An 18,443-nucleotide genomic window follows, 5' to 3' on the forward strand; every position below is an offset into this window, starting at 1 on the left:
AAATATTTTTTTAAATTAATATAATTTCGAATTCGAAACATTAACTAAAGGAGTAATCATATGAATAGACAAGAAGAAGCTTTGAAAGCATTTATTGGTTTAAAGAGAACACAAGATTTATTTGACACAATTCTAAAGCAACATGTTACTTCTTATGGCTTAACACTCAATGAATTCGCAGTCTTAGAGTTGCTTTATCATCGTGGCGAACAAGCTGTGCAAAAAATCAAAGAAAAAATTCTTATTGCAAGTAGCAGTACAACTTATGTAATTGATCGTTTGTGTACCAAAAGATTCGTGACTCGTAGACAAGATAAAGTTGATAAAAGAGTTATTTATGTAAATTTAACTATAGAAGGTCACTCCCTAATCGAAACAATGTTTCCATCACATGCAAATTTGATTGAATCGTTTTTTGAACAACTGAAAACAGAAGAAATCCACAATTTTAGAGAAGATTTAAAATTAATTAGTCGAACAATACAAGAAAAATTAGATGATCAAGAAAATGAGGTGAAATAAATAATGACTTATCCACTGTTAGGTATCCACCATGTGACAGCTGTTACAAGCAGTGCAGAAAAAAATTATGAGTTCTTTACTAATGTATTAGGTATGCGGTTAGTTAAGAAAACTGTTAACCAGGATGACATTCAAACTTATCATACGTTTTACGCGGATGATAGAGGTAATCCAGGAACAGATATGACATTCTTTGACTTCCCTGGTTACCATAAGGGACAAAGAGGAACAAATTCAATTTCTTGTACGGGATTTAGAGTCCCCAATGACGCAGCCGTTGAATATTATCTTAACCGTTTTGATGAAATGGGGGTAAAACATGAGGGTATTCAAACTTTACTTGGTAAACAAGTATTACCTTTTGAGGATTTTGATGGCCAACGTTATCAATTATTTTCTGATGAAAAGAATACAGGTATTGCAGCAGGAATTCCATGGCAAAATGGGCCTGTTCCAACGGATAAAGCTATTTATGGTTTAGGTCCAGTTGAAATCACTGTTTCATATTTTGATGAATTCAAACAAATGATGCAAGAGATTTATCAAATGGATTTAATTATTGATGAAGATGAAATGACAGTGTTTGAAATGGGCGAAGGTGGTAATGGAGGTCAACTAATCTTGAGAAAAGATACCAAATCACCTGTTGCTGTCCCTGGATTTGGAGAAGTTCATCACGTTGCATTTAGAGTAGCTGACCATACGGCTATTAAAGCTTGGGAAGCTAAATATAACCAGTTGATGATGAGACACTCTGGCTGGGTTGACCGTTTCTATTTCGAAGCTTTATATGCTCGTGTGGGTCATATTTTGATCGAACTTTCAACAGATGGACCTGGTTTTATGGGCGATGAGCCTTATGAAACATTAGGCGAAAGTTTATCCTTACCACCATTTCTAGAGTCTCAACGCGAACTGATTGAAGCAAGTGTTAGACCATTTGACACAACTAGAAGTAAATAATACATAGGAGGAGCAATGATAATGTTATCTATTAACCCTTTAGATTTAAGTGAACGTGATAATTATAAGTTTTTAATCGGTTCAATCATCCCAAGACCGATTGCACTTATAACAACACAGTCAGAAGAAGGAGTCGTTAATATTGCTCCTTTTAGTTTTTTCAATATTGTCACCTCAAACCCACCTATTTTATCAGTGGGCCTTCAACGAAAAAATGGAAAACTAAAAGATACGGCTAGAAATATTTTTGCTAACAAACAAGCTGTTATTCATATTGTCGATACACATAATGTTGCGGATGCTAATCAAACAGCAGCTAACTTATTAGAAAATGAGAGTGAATTAGAGAAAACGAACTTTCATTTAGTCCCTTCAACGATTGTAGACGTCCCTGGTCTTAAAGAATCTCAAGTTCGCTTTGAAGTTGAATTGTATGATTCTTTAGCAATTGAAGGTGAAAATGGCATCGGAAGTGATTTGGTTTTATTGAAAGTCTTGCATTATCATATCAATAAAGCCATTTATAAAGAAGGACGGATCGATCCAATACAGCTAGATCCTGTAGCGCGTATGGCTGGGCATGATTACAGTGACTTAGGTCGATTATTTGCTATCCCAAGACCTGAATAAGGAAGGAACATCTATGGAACATATATTTCAAAAAGGAAGTAACAGCAAAGGTTTTACCTTTATCTCGTTACATGGTACAGGAAGTAACGAAGAAGCCATGTTACCTTTAGCGGAAGCATTTAATCCAGATTTTAATGTCTTAAGTATTCGCGGAAATGTGAATGAAAATGGAATGCTACGTTATTTTAGACGATTAGCCGAAGGTGTTTATGATATTGATGATTTAAACCAACGTGGAGATGAATTATTAGCTTTTATCGTTAAAGCAGCTGATGAAAACCAATTTGATATTCAAAAAGCCGTTTTACTTGGTTTTTCAAATGGTTCAAATATAGCCATTAACATGCTATTGAAAAAAGATAATCCCTTTAAGTATGCCATGTTACTTGCACCTATGTATCCGATTGAGGATATTGAAGTCAATCAACTTGAAGACTTGAATGTTTTTATTTCGATGGGGAAAATAGATCCTATTGTTAGTTTAGATGATTCAGAATATGTCGTTTCAATTTTTGAAAATCGCAATGCAAAAGTAACCGAATCTTGGACAAAAGGACACAATGTAAGTAGTCAAACCATCATCGATGGTAGAAATTGGCTCAACACAATTAAATAATATTAATAGCTGATTGAAAGTCTTTAGTTTTCAATCAGTTATTTTTTTGGAAAGCATTAGCAATTAACTTGTATGCATGTTAAAATTATGTTAGAAACATATAATGTAATGGTAATGCTGTTGAAATTTAAAAATATTTTTACTGACTGTTATCAATGGAGGAGAGTTAATGCTGAAAATTGTGGTGATTATTGTTATGTTGTTATTTGTGACTGCTTGTCAAGAAGAAGAAGCTGTGACACGTTTATCGATTGAACCGGTTCATGAATCAGTTGCACCAGAAAATGACAATAATCAAATTATGGGTGGAATTAATCATGTCGAAATTGTTCAAAATGACACTTCAGGTGAATTGTGGGGTTATCAACCTCGCCAAGCTTGGACAAAATTTGATCACTATGCAACCGTGAATGAAGAAGGATTTGCCTATAATATTTTTAATGATCCAGACATATCATCTGAAATTTCACCGATTACTGAAGGTTCAGATGAACGCATATTGTTTTTTACATTTGATGATGCGCCACAAGCACCAGATAGTTATGCGCTTCAAATGGCTGAAACATTGAAAGCTTATGATGTTAATGCTGTGTTTTTAGTTAATGGGATGTATATGGAATCTGAAGAAGGACGAGAAATTACACGTAAAGTGCATGAAATGGGTTTTGAAATAGGTAATCATACAACAACTCATTCCGATATGAGTGAATTATCATATGAAGATCAACTTTGGGAATTACAAGTGACCAATGACATGATTGAAGAAATTACCAATGATCGTGTACGTTGGTTTAGGCCTCCATATGGTTTGTATAATCTTGATACAGTACTAGTAGCCAATGAGCTTGGCTTGCAATTAATTACTTGGACCTTTGGTTATGACTGGCAAGATGATTACTTAGACGGGAATGCATTAGCAGAAATTTCTTTAACAACCGATTATTTACATCCTGGTGCTAATATTTTGATGCATGATCGACCTTGGACACTAGAAGCACTGCCAAGAATTATTGAAGGTTATCGTGAGCAAGGTTATCATATCGTTGATCCTTACCTCATTCAACACCAAGAAAACAGTACGGTGATTCATGGTTTAGAATAATAATGAGAAAATGATTAAATTTATTTGACAATCCTTAAAATATGAGTTAGAATATTTTCATCATATTGATTTAAGAGGTGTTTGAATGCAAACCATTCAATGTCAATCACAATTCGAATTATTATTAGGCCTTAGCTTATTAAGATAGCATTTGCAGCTATATACATACTATAGATGCAAATGCGTGCAAATTTTTGCAATTTGTATCTATGAAGAGCTAAGTCTTTTAGACATGCCTGCATAGATTCTGATAAATCTATTAAGGTATTGTCTAATAACGATAACATAATTATTTTGCTTGTTAATCGGATTAGATTTTATCTAATCCGATTTTTTGCGTTTAAATCGTCTGAATCATTTGATAATACATTTTATGGAGGAATTCTCATGAAAATTAAAAAAATAGGTATTGCTTTGTTAACTACTTTGTCGATCGTTCCTGTTTCTTTAGCTAGTCAAACAGTTGCTGCTCAAGAGACAATTAAAATTGGTAGTAATTACGAATTATCAGGAGATGCCGCTTCATACGGGCAAGCGATGGAAAATGCCTTACAGTTAGCTGTAAGTAAAGCCAATGAAGAAGGTTGGATGTTTGATGGTTCAACATTAGAAGTTATTTCCTTAGACAATACATCCAATATAACTGAATCTGCCTCCATTGCCCAGCGCCTTGTTAGTGAAAATGTAGTAGGAATTGTTGGACCAGCCTTAACTGGAACATCACAAGCACAGATTCCAATCATCACAGAAGCTGAAGTACCTGTGGTATTGCCAGCAGCTACGTATGATGACATTACCTTAGATGAGTCTGGAAATGTATTAGAATACCTCTTTAGAGTATGTTTTGAAAACTCGGTGCAAGGGGAAGCTGCAGCTGTTTTTGCCATTGAGAATTTAGATAGTCAAAATGCGGTTATTATTAGTGATTATGGTTCAGACTATTCGATTGGATTAGCAGAAGCCTTTAAAACTAAATACCAAGAACTAGGCGGAAATATTGTGATTGAAGATTCTTTCCAAACCGGCGATACTGATTTTAGTTCAGTGTTAACCCGCTTAATTGGTGCTGATTATGATGCTATTTACATTCCAAGCTATTATACTGAAGGTGGTATGATTATTAAGCAAGCGCGTGAACTGGGGATTACAGCACCTATCCTATCAGCAGATGGCTTTGCAAGTCAAACCTTAGTTGAATTAGCTGGTGCAGAAAATACAAACGATGTTTACTACACATCCCATTTCTCAAGTGCTACCGAAGATCCTTATGTTAAAGAATTTCTTGCTGATTACGAAAAAATGTTTGGGCAAGAAGCAGATGGTTTTGCAGCTCTAGGTTATGATGCGGCTACCTTGTTAATTGATGCAATTAATCGTGCTGAATCAACGGATACACAAGCAATCAAAGATGCCCTAGCTAGTACCGTGGATTTCCAAGGGGTAACGGGGACATTTACTATTGATGAGAACCATGATCCAATTAAATCCGCAACGATGATTGAACTACAAAATGGTGAAATTGTTTCTGCGGTTCGTGTTGGTGAATAATTATTTAATCTGAATTTAAAATCGGATGCCAGTGTAGCATCCGATTTTTTTATGGCAGTGATATTTATTTGTTATAACCGATAAGTTAAAAATAGCTGAACATTGGTATGCAAGTTTGATTCAGATGGTAAAATTAGTTACTATATAAGTCGGGGTTATTTTACTAAACAAAAAGAAGGTCATATTATGCACAATAAAATCCCAAAAAGCTTTTATTTTAAATTAATTTTTATCTTAGTCGTATTTTTGTTTGCTTATTTGTCAAATCAATCTTTTATTGATGCGACATTGGCAGATGACAGTTTAACGAATTATGAGTCTTTTACGATGATTATCCAAGAAGTTTTAGGTTTTCAAAATCGTTCAGAACCAGTTATTCCAACGCAAGTAACGCTCGATCATTCATTGAATCAGCAAACACCCCGCGAGATAGATGCTTCATTTGAAAATTTAGATAATTATCTCTATGCTCAAGAACGCGCAGAAACATTTAATGCGAATTTAGATTTGGAGGCTTTAAATGACATTTTCACTAGCAAAATAAACGAACACCGCATTCAGTTAAACTGGGAATCGATGGGAGTAGCCAATCATTTAGCCAGTGGAATTGAGCAACGTGTACAGGAATTGAGTGACCATCATTACTTAAGTCCTACAACGCTTGCCGGTGAAGATTTCCGATCTTTATTTACAGATATTGAAAATAATCAATACCGCTTAGGTGAAAATTTATATGAGTTATATATTTCAGCGAATGATATCCATTTGGATACATGGTCCAATCCAGAAATTTTAGCCAATTATTTGGTCGAGGTTTTTGAACAAAGCAGCACGAGTGAGTTATATCAAAACTATCTCAGCCAATATATTACAATTCAAGCAGCAGCTAGTGACTTTAACATCGAAACGGCCTCTTATGTGCGTCTCGTTGTTGTTTTGGTCCTAGATACGCAAACAGGGAGATAAGAAAATGTCAGAAAATAAATTTTTGAAACAGACGATTAACACATTAAAATTATTAACAGTAGCTGGAGCAACTTATCATGTCTGGTACCATAAAAATAATAGTCTTGTGACCAATAATCCCGGTGAATTGGAATTATCAAATCACAATATTTTAGATTTAAATTGGATTTCAGGAGATGACTATGCAACGCAAATGGAAGCTATTGTTTTACCTTATTTAGAACAATTCCGCCAGCAAACAAGCCGTACCATCAATGGCCATTTGATCGCTATCGATTGTTATTTATTGCCTAAACCAGCCCAAACCTTTGTCATCGTCCATGGTTTTAACGAATACAAAGAGAAATTTCATGAAATCATCTATTATTTACTCCAAGCTAATATTCAAGTGGTCATTTACGACCAAAGAGGGCATGGATTTTCAAAAACCAACCCCTTACAAAGCCAAATAAATATCACTGATTTTAATGACTATGTAGTAGATTTACAACACATAATGAAAGATGTTGTATTAGCCATCGCACAAAATACCCCGATTGTATTATTTGGTCATTCAATGGGAGGAGCAGTTGTTACTTCCTACTTAGAAACAAACGATGCCATTGCTGATCTAGCTATTTTGAATGCACCCATGATTGATATTGAAACAGGTAAATACCCACAATCATTTTCACATCTACTAAGTCGATTCATTAGCAAAACACCTTTTGGAATGGCCTATATTCCGACTACCGATGCTTTTGATCCCTTAAAACATACAGCTTTTAATGCTGAAAATGATTTAACCCATTACCCAAATCGAAATGAATATACCCACAATTTAAACTTAGCCTTGCATGAACTTCCCACACGTGGGGGAAGTTATAATTGGTTAGCTGCTTCACTCAATCAAATTTGGGAAATCCGTAAACAAGAAAATTTAGCAAAAATTAAGCAGCCCGTTCTACTTTTTCGAGCAGAAGATGATACGATTGTTCGATCAAAAGGATCGTTCACTTTAAATAAATACCTACCAAAAGTCTTTCCAATACTGGTGCCAAATAGTAAGCACGAGATTTTTCAAGAAAATGACCAAATTGTGCAGGCGTATGTCAGCCATATGATTCAATTTATTCAACAAATGGTGTAAAGATTCTGAATTTAACAAAAACCAATAAACCCCCAAAAGTTAGCTTGTACCTCTAACTTTTGGGGGTTAATCTTTTCGTATTCTGTAGTCCTTTAAAAAGCCAAATATTTATTAAGCGTGCTCAAAGCCGATAATCATGCCGTTACGTTGAGCATAGTAAGTACATAGTCCACTCATCTTAATTAAATTGATATCTGCGGATGGGAATTCAGCTTTTATTTTATCGGTTAAAGTATGGGCAACTTCAATACTCGTATTATAGGAAATCTCAATTTTTCCACCTTGATATTTATTTTCTTCCATGGCTTTCAATAAAGTATTTAAAGCCCGTTTAATTCCTCTTGATTTATGAGCGAGTTCAATTTGTCCGTCATCACTTCTTTTTCCAATTAAACGAATATCAAGCAAACCAATCATTTGACCAACGATTTTACTTACGCGACCATTTTTGACTAAATTGTCTACGGATTCTAAAACAAAGTTAACGTTTGTCTTAGTATGATAGTCTTTTAATTGTTGAACCAATTCATCAAATTCTACTCCCTCTTTAGCTAATTCAACCGCTTTACGAATTAATAAATTCATTTCTGAACCGGCGGTAAATGTATCAAAAACAAAGACATTTTTGCCTGGATTTGATTCTAAAAACATATCGCGACCAAGGGAAGCACTGTTATAGCTACCTGATAAATTACTTGAGATCGTAAAGCAAATAACATTATCTGCACCTTCAAGGGCTTGGGCATAAGCACTAGGAGCAGGGCATGCGCTCGATGTAGCAGTTTTTTCTTTCTCAGATGCATTAATGAGATCTTCTAAATCAATATTTTCATCATCAATATATACTTTATTTGCGATATTAATCATTAAAGGGACAACTTCAAATGCGACATCGTCACCTAAATTATCTATTTGTCTAATATCAGAACCTGAATCTGTTACTATCTTCCATTTCATTAAATTTTCCTCCTATTCAATCTTTCACTTTAGTATATATTTAAAAAGCGTTTTAATCAAATAACTTAATTAGAAATTCCATGGCATTAAAGAGTATGATTATTTTGTGAATTTAACCTTTCTTGTTGATAAATACAGCACAAAACAGTTACAATAGAAATAAGGACAATTCACAAGGAGGCAGTCAATATGTTACTCGGCAATTTACATCAATCAAATGTTATCATATTATTTTCATTATTTTTTGGAGCAGTAGGGTTTGGCTTTTCAATTACAGGTAATACTCAATATGCACTTGTCTCACTTATCATTGCTACCATTGCCTCATTTTTTAATATTAAATTTGGTGATAACTTCGATAGAACAGAAGAAGAAATATCTTTTGCGCTTGAATTAGAAGTCTTAAGTCAATTTGTTGTGTTTGGCATGTTGCCAGCAGGGTTTTTAATCAATATTGCTAATGGATCAATGTTTGGTTTATTCGTGATGACCTTATATTTATTAGCCGTTGCTATTCGCCTAGCTCATTATAATCGGGCACAACGTTTTCAAGGCGAAATTATGGAAGGTTATACCGAAGGCGTTCCATTGGAGCATTCAGTTTTGCTAATTCCAATCGTTTCATTATTGGCATATTTAGTAGACCAATCGGTAATGCAATACATTTTAATCGTTTTTTACATCCTCATTGCCGTTGCAACTGTTATTCGCTTCCCGATTCCAAAACTTAAAAGCCAATGGATTTGGGCGATTATGGCGATTAGCATCGTTGTAGCTGGCGTGTTAATTTGGTTAGGACCACTTTATCCGACAATTGCTGCCTAAATGAATCATATTAATAAGCGATTATTTTATATAAATAAATACCTTTGGATTAAAAAGGGGATATTTATTTAATAAAATAATCGTTTTTTTATTTCTTAACTTGAGTTGCTTCATTGTAAGGCATATTGCTATAATATTGATATGGAGGAGAGCTATCGTGAAAATTGTTTTATTACATACAAACGATTTACATGGCCATTTAGAACATTGGCCGATAATCCAAGAATATTTCGATATCACCAGTCGCTTGCATGAATCAAAGAATGAAATGGTTATCCGACTCGATATTGGAGATGCAATTGATGCCGTCCATCCTTTAGTAGAAGTGACGGATGGTCAAATAATGATTGATTTGTTTAATGAAGCGCATTATGACATGGTTACAATTGGCAATAATGAAGGATTAGGAATCGCTAACTCTCAACTCAGTAAACTGTATGCCCAAGCCAATTTCAAAGTTGTCCTAGCGAATATTTTGGATAAGGAAACTTTGAACGTTCCCAAATGGGCCCTTCCATATCATATGATTGAAACTGCTCAAGGTCCAAAATTATATTTTATTGGTTTAACGGCAGATTATCATAGTTATAATTTAAATGGTTACCAACCATTAGACCCAATTGAAGCTCTAAGAGAAACACTTAAAATGATGCCGAAAAAAGAGCCACATGACTTAATTATTTTATTATCGCATGTTGGTTATCCAACTGATCGATTGATTGCCGAAGCGTTTGAATCCGTCGATTTAATTTTAGGTTCACACACCCATCATTTATTAAGCTATGGAGAAAAGGTTAACCAAACTATGTTAGCAGCAGCTGGAAAATATGGTTATTATGTTGGACAAGTTGAGCTTGAATTGGATGACAACTGGTTAAATGGCCAGACAATATCAAAAGAGAAGGCATGGTCAATTGACTGTTCAGTCCATTCAACATATCATTTAAGTGATATTACGGGTATTACTATCGAAGAAGATACACTAGTAAATGAAGGTAGGATTCGTTTAGAAGAATACACGATAGCTGATTTACCTCATGCATACTATGCCGATGTATATGAAGGTGAGAATTCTTATGTACAAATGGCGCTAAATGCCATTTCGAAGAAAGAAGAAATTGACATAGCGATTTTAAATACCGGCTTATTTTTGAGTGATATACATGCTGGCTTAGTTAGTCGAAATCATTTACATGAAACATTACCTCATCCAATGCATCTTGTTCATTTAAAGATGACAGGAGAACATTTATTAATTATGTTAAACCAAATGATGGAAAAACAAGCTGATTTAGTCGATATGCCGATTAACGGGATGGGCTTTAGAGGAAAAATATTTGGAACCTTATTCTTTAAAGCTTTACACTATTGCGTGAAAGAAAGGCAATGGTATTATCTCGATGAGCCGATTCAAATGAAGAAAAACTATGAGATTGTCACGGTTGATCATTTATGGTTTTTACCTTTTTTCCCTGCCATTGATCAATTTGGGAGCCCACAATTAGTTTTTCCAGATTTTATTCGCCATGTCATAGGTGAATATTTAGCAGATCAATTTCCCTTGAATTTATTAGATTAGGAGAGTCAAACGAACGATGAAGCAACAAGATAGTTCCATTTCAAAACAGATTGGTGATATTCTTGATGAAATCACTCAAGCGGATGTGGATTCCAAAGATATTTATCAAATTGATAATGAATCACTCCAAATTAAAGATGTTGACTATGTACTAGCGGTTGATTACCGTGAAGGTTTTGACTTAGAAGCCTTTAAAAATCGTTATCAAGAATATTTCGAAAAATTTGATTTTATTGTAGGAGACTGGGGCTTTGAACAATTAAGGCTGCGAGGATTTTACCAGCTCAATCAAAGGCGTGTCCCTATTGATCAAACTATTGGCTTTTTAGACGATTACCTTAAAGAATATTGTAATTTTGGCTGTCGCTATTTTGTTTTAGCTAAAACAGACTCATATTTACAGTATCAAAAACTTATTAGGTCCGAAAACGGGATTAATGCTTTAAATACCATTAAAGAGTCATTTAAGCCAACAAAAAATAATGTCACTACGAGTAAAAGTAAGCTTAATTCGAATAGAAGAAATAGAAAACCGCAGTCAAATCAACGAAAAACGGATAAACCAAAAGAAGCATTTTCAATTAAAACACAAACTAAGAAGACACAATCAGAGACGAATAAGACCACTTCGCATGTGAAAAAACCGAAAACGACCGTTCAAAAGAAAGTTAATAGTTCATTTATAATTAAAAACCCAAAAAGTCAAACGAATAGAGGCAAATAATGAAGGAATATAAGGGATATCTTATTGATTTAGATGGAACAATTTATGCAGGTAAAAAAAGAATATCTACTGCAGAGAAATTTATTCAAGAGTTAGTTGCGATGAACTTTCCATTTTTAGTGTTAACAAATAACGCCACAAGTAGTCCCCAGCAAGTTGCAGAACGATTAAATAAATACTACGACATACCGGTGCAGCCACATCATATTTATACATCCGTTTTAGCGATGATTGATTATTTAAAACTTAATCATTTAAATCAGACGATTCATGTTGTTGGTGAAGAGCCTCTAAAAGCGATGATCGCTGATAGTGGTTTTACTTTAGATCAAACTAGGCATGCAGATGTCGTGGTTCAAGGGTTAGATCGTTTTGCGACTTATACTACATTAAATGAAGCTGCTCTTGCGATTCGAAACCAAGCGGTTTTCCTTACGACCAATGAAGATCACTCGATTCCTACAGAGGATGGTTTATCACCAGGTTCTGGAGCTATAACAGCCTTTTTATCATTTACTACTAAAGTAAAACCAACCATTGTTGGTAAACCACACCCGCAGATATTTAATGGGGCGATTCAACATATTGGTTTTGATCGCGATGAATTGTTAATGATTGGTGATAATTATACGACCGATATTTTAGGCGGTATTCAAGCTGGCCTAGACACATTACATGTGCAAACAGGAGTGACATCCCTAGAAGAATTGAAACGGTATGAAAAACAACCAACCTATACGATTAAAGACTTATCTTATTGGAGTCTAAAAAAATGATTCAGTTTAGGATAAAACAAGTATTTGCCTTTATTTTGACGGTTGTTGCAGCATTTTCCATTAGTATTTCTTTAACCATTATAAGTTCACCATTGTCATATAAATTAACCATCCCACTTTTCGGTTTAACAGACAAATCAGGATTATCTGGCGACCAGCTTATGGAAAATTTCCAGGTCATAGTTAATTATTTATTGAATCCTACCGTCTCAAGTTTAGAGATGCCTTATTTTCCAGCATCCGAAGGTGGAATTGTTCATTTTGAAGAAGTAAAAGTCCTAATACAGATGAATTTAATTTTATCGTTAGTAGGGCTAGGGGCTATTTTCTTAATCATATGGTGGATAAGGAAACAGAGGATCATGACTTACTTTATACAATGGTTTCAAATCGCCGTCTACTTTCCTTTGTTTCTTATATTCTTGATTATTGTTTCTTTTGATCAAGTCTTTTTACTATTTCATAAAATATTGTTCAATAATGATTTATGGTTGTTTAATCCAATGACCGACCCCGTCATTAATGTCTTACCCCAAGAATTGTTTATGATTTATTTCTTTATTGCCATTTTAATTTATGAAGTAATCATTTTGATTAGCCGAAAAATAAGTTTTAGATAAAAAAAGAGCTGATGTTCGACTAACAATTTAGTCAACATCAGCTCTTTTAAATTAGTTATGGCTTTTTTTGTAACTTTTTTGGGGACTAGGAGATGGTTGAACATCATCATCTTTTGGTTGTGAGTGGGCAATACGACTAGCAGCTGCAGCAGCTAGTGCACCTACAATATCATCAATAAAAGTATTACAATTTTCATCTTTGTTGTCATTTAGTTTACCAATAATACCTGGTTTTAACTTATCAACGTATCCAAAGTTAGTTAAGCCAATTGAACCGTAAATATTAACAATCGATAAAACAAGAATTTCATCAATTCCGTAAAGACCTTCATCACGCATTAATAAATCACTTAATAAGTCAGAAAAATGTCCATTTTCAGCAGCAATGTCAATTTCAATTCCAGTAATAACCGCATTTTGAACTTCACGTTTACGTAAAACAGCCCGTAGATTTTCAACACATTCTTCATGTGTTAAGTCTTCAACATAATTTTTTTGTAAATCTAAAACAATATCTCCAATTTCTTCAATTTTAACACCACGTTGTTCAAGCAATTCATAACAATGTTTTTCCATGAGGCTTTGTTTAAGATATTCTTCTTTTCTAGTCATAAGATCCTCCTAAAATAAATTCGTACTGTGTACATGACGGACAACATAATCAGGGTTAATAAAAGTTAAGGCATTATTGATTACTGTAGGTGCTTCACCAAATCCTGTAGCGATTATTTGAACTTTCCCAGGATAACTAGCAATATCACCAATCGCATAGATTCCTGGAATATTTGTCTCAAATTGATGATTAACAATGAATTGATTGCGATGCGACTCAAGTCCCCAATGACTTAATGTACCTAGAGATGATGAAAAACCATAATTAACAATAAATTCATCAATATCTAAGGTTAAAAACTCATTTGTTTTGTTTTGTTTTAACTTCACTTGCTTGATACGATTTCCATCACCGATTAATTCATGGGGAGAATAGGGCGTAAGGATTTCGACAGATGACTGTTCAAGTAACTTTACATTGTATTCGAGTGCGCGGAACTGTGGGCGACGGTGAACGATATAAACTTTTGCTGCAATAGGTTCTAATGTTAATGCCCAATCAACTGCCGAATCGCCACCTCCACAAATGGCAACAACACGATCAGAAAAATGATTGATTTGATTAACGTAATAATGTAAGTTCGTTTCTTCATATTGTTCAGCTTGATCCAACTTTAATTTTCGAGGACTAAACGCACCATTACCTGCTGCAACAATAATTGTTTTGGTGTAATGTTTTCCTTTATTGGTATGGATAATGAAATTTTCTTCATTAGAAGATGCAGTTATATTTTCTAATTCAATCGCTTCTTCGCCTAAACAAAAGGTAACATCAACTCGTTCAAGTTGTTTAATGAGATTATTCGTCAATTCCTGTCCCGTAATTTGTGGATGTGCTGGAATATCATAAATAAATTTTTCGGGATACAAGTGAGCAGGTTGCCCACCGAGTAATTCTAAACTATCTACAATTTTAACAGATGCTTGACGCATGTTGGCATAAAAAGCAGTGAATAAGCCAACAGGTCCTCCACCTATAATAGTAATATCATAAACATTTTGCTGATTGGTCACTGTATTCCTCTTCCTATGTGTGCGTATAAAATATTTTTTTATTGAACAAAGTACAATGCGATACTACGTACAACAATAGCAACAATAGAACCTGTAAAAACACCTACTATAACTTCGGTTGGTTTATGACCGAGATATTTATTGATAATCATTTTTTCATAATCTTCTAAGGCATAGTCTTGTACTAAAGGATGGGCATCTTCGGTATTGGCTGCATGTTTTTTTCTTTCATTTGAGAGGTGTAAATCACCATTTTCTAAATAGTCTCTGGCAATAGCATCTAGGACAATCCCTTGTTCGCCGCTTTGTCGACGAACACCCATCGAGTCAAACATAATGATAACACCAAAAATAGTTGCAATGGCTACGAATGGTGATGAAAAGCCGTATTCTAAAATTAAGGCTGTAATCAAACTACTTACAGCTGCCGAGTGGGAACTTGGCATACCACCTGTTGAAGTGACGAGCTGAATGCTTACATGCTTTCCCTTAGTAAAATATGCTATAGGGTATTTGATTACTTGGGTGAAAATGATTGCCATGATTGATGTGATTAAAGGAAGGTTCATCTGCAAATTTTCCTCCTCTGATAAATTTAATTACTATATTATCATAACAAATAATTTCTCTAAAAACAGTAATAATAATTGAGAAAATAGAAGTTATTTAAGATTAAGGGCAGATAGTGTATAATGGAAATAGAATTTATTTTATATGAAAAGGAGATTAATTATGGCAGTTTTTCCACAATTAGAACTAAATAATGTAGAACCTACTGTTGTTTTACATACGAATAAAGGGGATATCGAACTTGTTTTATATCCTGAACAAGCACCAAAAACAGTAGAAAACTTTCTTGGTTTAGCTAAAGAAAATTACTATAATGGTGTTATTTTTCACCGTGTTATAGAAGATTTCATGATTCAAGGTGGAGATCCAACAGGTACTGGAATGGGTGGCGAAAGTTTTTATGGTGAGAGTTTTGAGGATGAATTCTCAAATCAACTATTCAACCTTAAAGGAGCCTTATCAATGGCTAATGCTGGACCAAATACCAATGGAAGCCAATTTTTCATTGTAACAGCACCAACAGTGCCAGCTCAAATGCTAGGGCAATTAAAAGCAGCAGGATTCCCAGAAGAAATTATTAAAGCCTATGAACAAAATGGTGGAACACCATGGCTTGATCACCGTCATACCGTTTTTGGCCATGTTACTAAAGGATTTGAAACAGTTGAAGCGATTAATACAACTGAAACAGGACGACAAGATAAACCAGTGGAAGATATTGTCATTGAATCTATTGAAATTTTATAAACAATAGATAAGTTGTTACAAGGAGTTTGATTAGATGGAAGATACTTTTTCAATTGGTGATGTTGTTGTAGGAGAAGTAACAGGTATTCAAAACTATGGGGTATTTGTTAAATTATCCAATGAACAACAAGGACTTATTCATATTTCAGAATGCAAACATGGCTATATGGCTAATTTAGATGGATTTATCGAACTAGGTCAAAAAGTAAAAGTCATGGTTGTAGATATTGATGAATATACAGAAAAAATAAGTTTATCTATCCGTACATTAATGAAGCTAAATGATCCACCACATGCTGCAAGACTCAAAAAAATCCGCCGTAAAAACTTACCAAATATAGGTTTTTCTAGTATAAATAAGCAATTACCAAAATGGATTGATGAAGCATTAACTGCAATTGAAACGGATCGTTTTAATTTAAAAAAGTATAGAGGAGAATAGTTATGGGACATATACAGTTTGATTACAGTAAGGCAACATCCTTTTTCTCAGACCATGAATTGGAGCAGTTACAACCTTACGTTAAAGTAGCAGATGAATTATTGAGAAGTCAAAAAGGTGCTGGAGGGGAATTTACAGATTGGGTAGAATGGCCAACAGAATATGATAAAGAAGAATTCGCTGCAATCAAAGCCGCTACAGAAAAAATAAAAAGTGATTCTGAAGTATTAGTCGTTATTGGTATTGGAGGATCTTACTTAGGTGCTCGTGCAGCCATTGAATTTTTAAATGACTCTTTCTACAATATTAAAGCAGGTAAAATTGGTCAACCACAAGTATTGTTTGCAGGAAACAATATTAGTTCGACTTATTTACATGATTTACTTGATTTAATTGGTGATCGCGATTTTTCTATTAATATCATTTCTAAATCAGGTACGACAACAGAACCTGCCATTGCATTCCGTGTATTAAAAGAAAAATTAATTAATAAATACGGAGCAGAAGAAGCCAAAAAACGTATTTATGCTACAACTGATAAAGCAAAAGGTGCTTTAAAAGATGAAGCTAATAAAGAAGGTTACCAATCATTTGTTATCCCAGATGGTATTGGTGGTCGCTTTACTGTTTTAACAGCAGTAGGTTTATTACCTATCGCAGTAACAGGTGCAGACATCGATCAATTAATGCAAGGTGCTTTAGACGCTTCAAATGAATATAGAAGTGCTGATTTACAAGAAAACGAAGCTTATCAATATGCTGTGATAAGAAATTTACTCCATCGTAAAGGTAAAGACATTGAGTTATTAGTTAATTATGAACCAGCACTACAATACTTTAGTGAGTGGTGGAAACAATTATATGGAGAGTCAGAAGGAAAAGACTTTAAAGGAATATTCCCAGCAAGTGCTAATTTCTCGACAGACCTTCACTCAATTGGTCAAACCATCCAAGAAGGTAAACGCAATATTTTCGAAACTGTTATTAAAGTAGAAGAGCCACGTCATGAAGTAATCATTCCTAGTCAAGAAAGTGACTTAGATGGATTAGGTTATTTACAAGGTCAAACTTTAGACTTTGTTAATACAAAAGCCTATCAAGGAACATTATTAGCCCATACGGATGGACAAGTACCTAATTTACTATTAACAATTCCAGCATTAGATGCTTATACATTAGGACACTTAATTTATTTCTTTGAGATTGCTGTAGCTATTTCAGGTTATTTAAACGGTGTAAATCCATTTGACCAACCAGGAGTAGAAGCATACAAAAAGAATATGTTCGCTCTATTAGGTAAACCAGGTTTCGAAGATCTAGCAAAAGAGCTAGAAGAACGCCTTTAAAATAAATATCTCTGCAAAGTGAGCAATACTATTGCCTGGTAATCGCTTACATGCTATAATGTTTATACAGGAATAGGAAGGAATCCTAATCCCGTCGTTGCAAGAGTATATGATGTCGCTGCTAAACAAATATATATGTGTTGTTTTATGTAGATGCGTAGCAATTAGAAGAGTAATAGATAACAAGTCAAAAATACTTAAAGAATCGCTAGTCAAAATGCCTTAGATCAAGATATGTAACTGAATCGATTTAGCGACATCGAATGAGAGAGTTATTCTTGCATGAGTTAATTGAAAATTGAAGTGGTTGGTAGTTTGCTTTTTAAACAGCTAAATACATTAAATTTTCAATTAACAATATAGAGGGTCTCGTATTATTTTGAGACTCTCTATCTTTTTTAAAAAAGTGCTTGACTTTTATTATTGCCAGATGGTATATTATTTCTTGTCCTCTGGGACACGATTTAATGCTTAATTAATTGTTTTGAATTTTTTCTTAAAAAATTTAAAAATAAGTGTTGACTTAAATCTAACTAGATGATATTATTATTTTCGTTGCTGCAAGAGACCAAAAGCTCGCGCAACAGTCGCTGAAAAAAGATTTTAAAATAAATCAAAAAAACAGTTGACACCCAAAACAGAACATAGTAATATATAGAAGTTGTCACTTGGACAACAAAGCTCATTGAAAACTGAACAAAGACAAACACCAAATTTTGTGAGGGTTCGTTTTATAACGAACACAACCGAATAAA

20 protein-coding genes are annotated in these 18,443 nt (G+C 34.1%); 16 read left to right on the forward strand and 4 right to left on the reverse strand.

The features are described from left to right. Nucleotides 1-60 precede the first annotated feature (60 nt). The 8 genes from ACTQ54_RS06890 (at nucleotide 61) to ACTQ54_RS06925 (ending at nucleotide 7,476) form a co-directional block, all read left to right on the forward strand. Nucleotides 61-522, forward strand: coding sequence for a MarR family winged helix-turn-helix transcriptional regulator (locus ACTQ54_RS06890; protein WP_441755396.1), 462 nt, complete (start codon nucleotides 61-63; stop codon nucleotides 520-522). A 3-nt stretch (nucleotides 523-525) separates the two neighbouring features. Continuing rightward, on the forward strand, nucleotides 526-1,485 hold the full coding sequence (locus ACTQ54_RS06895; RefSeq protein ID WP_441755397.1) for a ring-cleaving dioxygenase: 960 nt from the start codon (nucleotides 526-528) through the stop codon (nucleotides 1,483-1,485). A gap of 21 nt (nucleotides 1,486-1,506) precedes the next feature. Beyond that, the gene (locus ACTQ54_RS06900; protein ID WP_441755398.1) at nucleotides 1,507-2,115 is read left to right on the forward strand and encodes a flavin reductase family protein; all 609 of its coding nucleotides are present in this window, start codon (nucleotides 1,507-1,509) and stop codon (nucleotides 2,113-2,115) included. Nucleotides 2,116-2,128: 13 nt separating this feature from the next. Continuing rightward, nucleotides 2,129-2,731 carry an alpha/beta hydrolase gene (locus ACTQ54_RS06905; RefSeq protein ID WP_441755399.1) on the forward strand — a complete coding sequence of 201 codons (603 nt, stop codon included), beginning with the start codon at nucleotides 2,129-2,131 and terminating at the stop codon, nucleotides 2,729-2,731. Between the two features lie 169 nt (nucleotides 2,732-2,900). Then, nucleotides 2,901-3,833, forward strand: a complete 933-nt coding sequence (locus tag ACTQ54_RS06910) for a polysaccharide deacetylase family protein (protein WP_441755400.1) — start codon at nucleotides 2,901-2,903, stop codon at nucleotides 3,831-3,833. A 387-nt stretch (nucleotides 3,834-4,220) separates the two neighbouring features. After that, complete coding sequence (locus ACTQ54_RS06915) at nucleotides 4,221-5,381, forward strand: ABC transporter substrate-binding protein (protein WP_441755401.1); 1,161 nt, start codon at nucleotides 4,221-4,223, stop codon at nucleotides 5,379-5,381. Between the two features lie 186 nt (nucleotides 5,382-5,567). After that, on the forward strand, nucleotides 5,568-6,347 hold the full coding sequence (locus tag ACTQ54_RS06920) for a hypothetical protein (RefSeq protein WP_441755402.1): 780 nt from the start codon (nucleotides 5,568-5,570) through the stop codon (nucleotides 6,345-6,347). Between the two features lie 4 nt (nucleotides 6,348-6,351). Further along, nucleotides 6,352-7,476, forward strand: coding sequence for an alpha/beta fold hydrolase (locus ACTQ54_RS06925; protein ID WP_441755403.1), 1,125 nt, complete (start codon nucleotides 6,352-6,354; stop codon nucleotides 7,474-7,476). Nucleotides 7,477-7,587: 111 nt separating this feature from the next. Here ACTQ54_RS06925 and ACTQ54_RS06930 read toward each other — a convergent pair whose 3' ends face one another. After that, on the reverse strand, nucleotides 7,588-8,433 hold the full coding sequence (locus ACTQ54_RS06930; protein WP_441755404.1) for a DegV family protein: 846 nt from the start codon (nucleotides 8,431-8,433) through the stop codon (nucleotides 7,588-7,590). Between the two features lie 189 nt (nucleotides 8,434-8,622). Between ACTQ54_RS06930 and ACTQ54_RS06935 the strand changes: the two genes are divergently transcribed. The 5 genes from ACTQ54_RS06935 to ACTQ54_RS06955 all read left to right on the forward strand — a co-directional run bounded on the left by ACTQ54_RS06935 (nucleotide 8,623) and on the right by ACTQ54_RS06955 (nucleotide 12,957). Then, nucleotides 8,623-9,258 (forward strand): hypothetical protein, encoded by a 636-nt coding sequence (locus ACTQ54_RS06935; protein ID WP_441755405.1) that lies wholly within the window; start codon nucleotides 8,623-8,625, stop codon nucleotides 9,256-9,258. 157 nt (nucleotides 9,259-9,415) lie between these two features. Then, complete coding sequence (locus ACTQ54_RS06940) at nucleotides 9,416-10,837, forward strand: bifunctional metallophosphatase/5'-nucleotidase (protein WP_441755406.1); 1,422 nt, start codon at nucleotides 9,416-9,418, stop codon at nucleotides 10,835-10,837. Nucleotides 10,838-10,853: 16 nt separating this feature from the next. Then, the gene (locus tag ACTQ54_RS06945) at nucleotides 10,854-11,561 is read left to right on the forward strand and encodes a YutD family protein (protein ID WP_441755407.1); all 708 of its coding nucleotides are present in this window, start codon (nucleotides 10,854-10,856) and stop codon (nucleotides 11,559-11,561) included. Beyond that, nucleotides 11,561-12,337 (forward strand): TIGR01457 family HAD-type hydrolase, encoded by a 777-nt coding sequence (locus tag ACTQ54_RS06950; RefSeq protein ID WP_441755408.1) that lies wholly within the window; start codon nucleotides 11,561-11,563, stop codon nucleotides 12,335-12,337. Before ACTQ54_RS06945 ends, ACTQ54_RS06950 begins: the two co-directional genes overlap by 1 nt. Further along, nucleotides 12,334-12,957 carry a TIGR01906 family membrane protein gene (locus ACTQ54_RS06955; protein WP_441755409.1) on the forward strand — a complete coding sequence of 208 codons (624 nt, stop codon included), beginning with the start codon at nucleotides 12,334-12,336 and terminating at the stop codon, nucleotides 12,955-12,957. Before ACTQ54_RS06950 ends, ACTQ54_RS06955 begins: the two co-directional genes overlap by 4 nt. Before the next feature lie 51 nt (nucleotides 12,958-13,008). On the opposite strand, the gene ACTQ54_RS06960 is transcribed toward ACTQ54_RS06955, so the two are convergent. Genes ACTQ54_RS06960 through ACTQ54_RS06970 form a run of 3 tightly spaced genes read right to left on the reverse strand, consistent with a single transcriptional unit; the run spans nucleotide 13,009 to nucleotide 15,152 of the window. Continuing rightward, nucleotides 13,009-13,569 (reverse strand): phosphatidylglycerophosphatase A family protein, encoded by a 561-nt coding sequence (locus ACTQ54_RS06960; protein WP_441755410.1) that lies wholly within the window; start codon nucleotides 13,567-13,569, stop codon nucleotides 13,009-13,011. 9 nt (nucleotides 13,570-13,578) lie between these two features. After that, on the reverse strand, nucleotides 13,579-14,583 hold the full coding sequence (locus tag ACTQ54_RS06965; protein WP_441755411.1) for an NAD(P)/FAD-dependent oxidoreductase: 1,005 nt from the start codon (nucleotides 14,581-14,583) through the stop codon (nucleotides 13,579-13,581). Nucleotides 14,584-14,621: 38 nt separating this feature from the next. Continuing rightward, nucleotides 14,622-15,152 carry a divergent PAP2 family protein gene (locus tag ACTQ54_RS06970; protein WP_441755423.1) on the reverse strand — a complete coding sequence of 177 codons (531 nt, stop codon included), beginning with the start codon at nucleotides 15,150-15,152 and terminating at the stop codon, nucleotides 14,622-14,624. 163 nt (nucleotides 15,153-15,315) lie between these two features. Here ACTQ54_RS06970 and ACTQ54_RS06975 point away from each other — a divergent pair, with 163 nt between their 5' ends. From ACTQ54_RS06975 to ACTQ54_RS06985, 3 genes are read left to right on the forward strand one after another with little or no spacing between them, the layout of a single operon-like run. Beyond that, the gene (locus ACTQ54_RS06975; protein WP_441755412.1) at nucleotides 15,316-15,900 is read left to right on the forward strand and encodes a peptidylprolyl isomerase; all 585 of its coding nucleotides are present in this window, start codon (nucleotides 15,316-15,318) and stop codon (nucleotides 15,898-15,900) included. A 34-nt stretch (nucleotides 15,901-15,934) separates the two neighbouring features. Then, on the forward strand, nucleotides 15,935-16,342 hold the full coding sequence (locus ACTQ54_RS06980) for a CvfD/Ygs/GSP13 family RNA-binding post-transcriptional regulator (protein WP_441755413.1): 408 nt from the start codon (nucleotides 15,935-15,937) through the stop codon (nucleotides 16,340-16,342). A 2-nt stretch (nucleotides 16,343-16,344) separates the two neighbouring features. Then, nucleotides 16,345-17,688 (forward strand): glucose-6-phosphate isomerase, encoded by a 1,344-nt coding sequence (locus ACTQ54_RS06985; RefSeq protein ID WP_441755414.1) that lies wholly within the window; start codon nucleotides 16,345-16,347, stop codon nucleotides 17,686-17,688. Nucleotides 17,689-18,443: the final 755 nt, after the last annotated feature.

This window comes from Fundicoccus sp. Sow4_H7 (assembly GCF_052115865.1).
Taxonomy (GTDB): domain Bacteria; phylum Bacillota; class Bacilli; order Lactobacillales; family Aerococcaceae; genus Fundicoccus_A.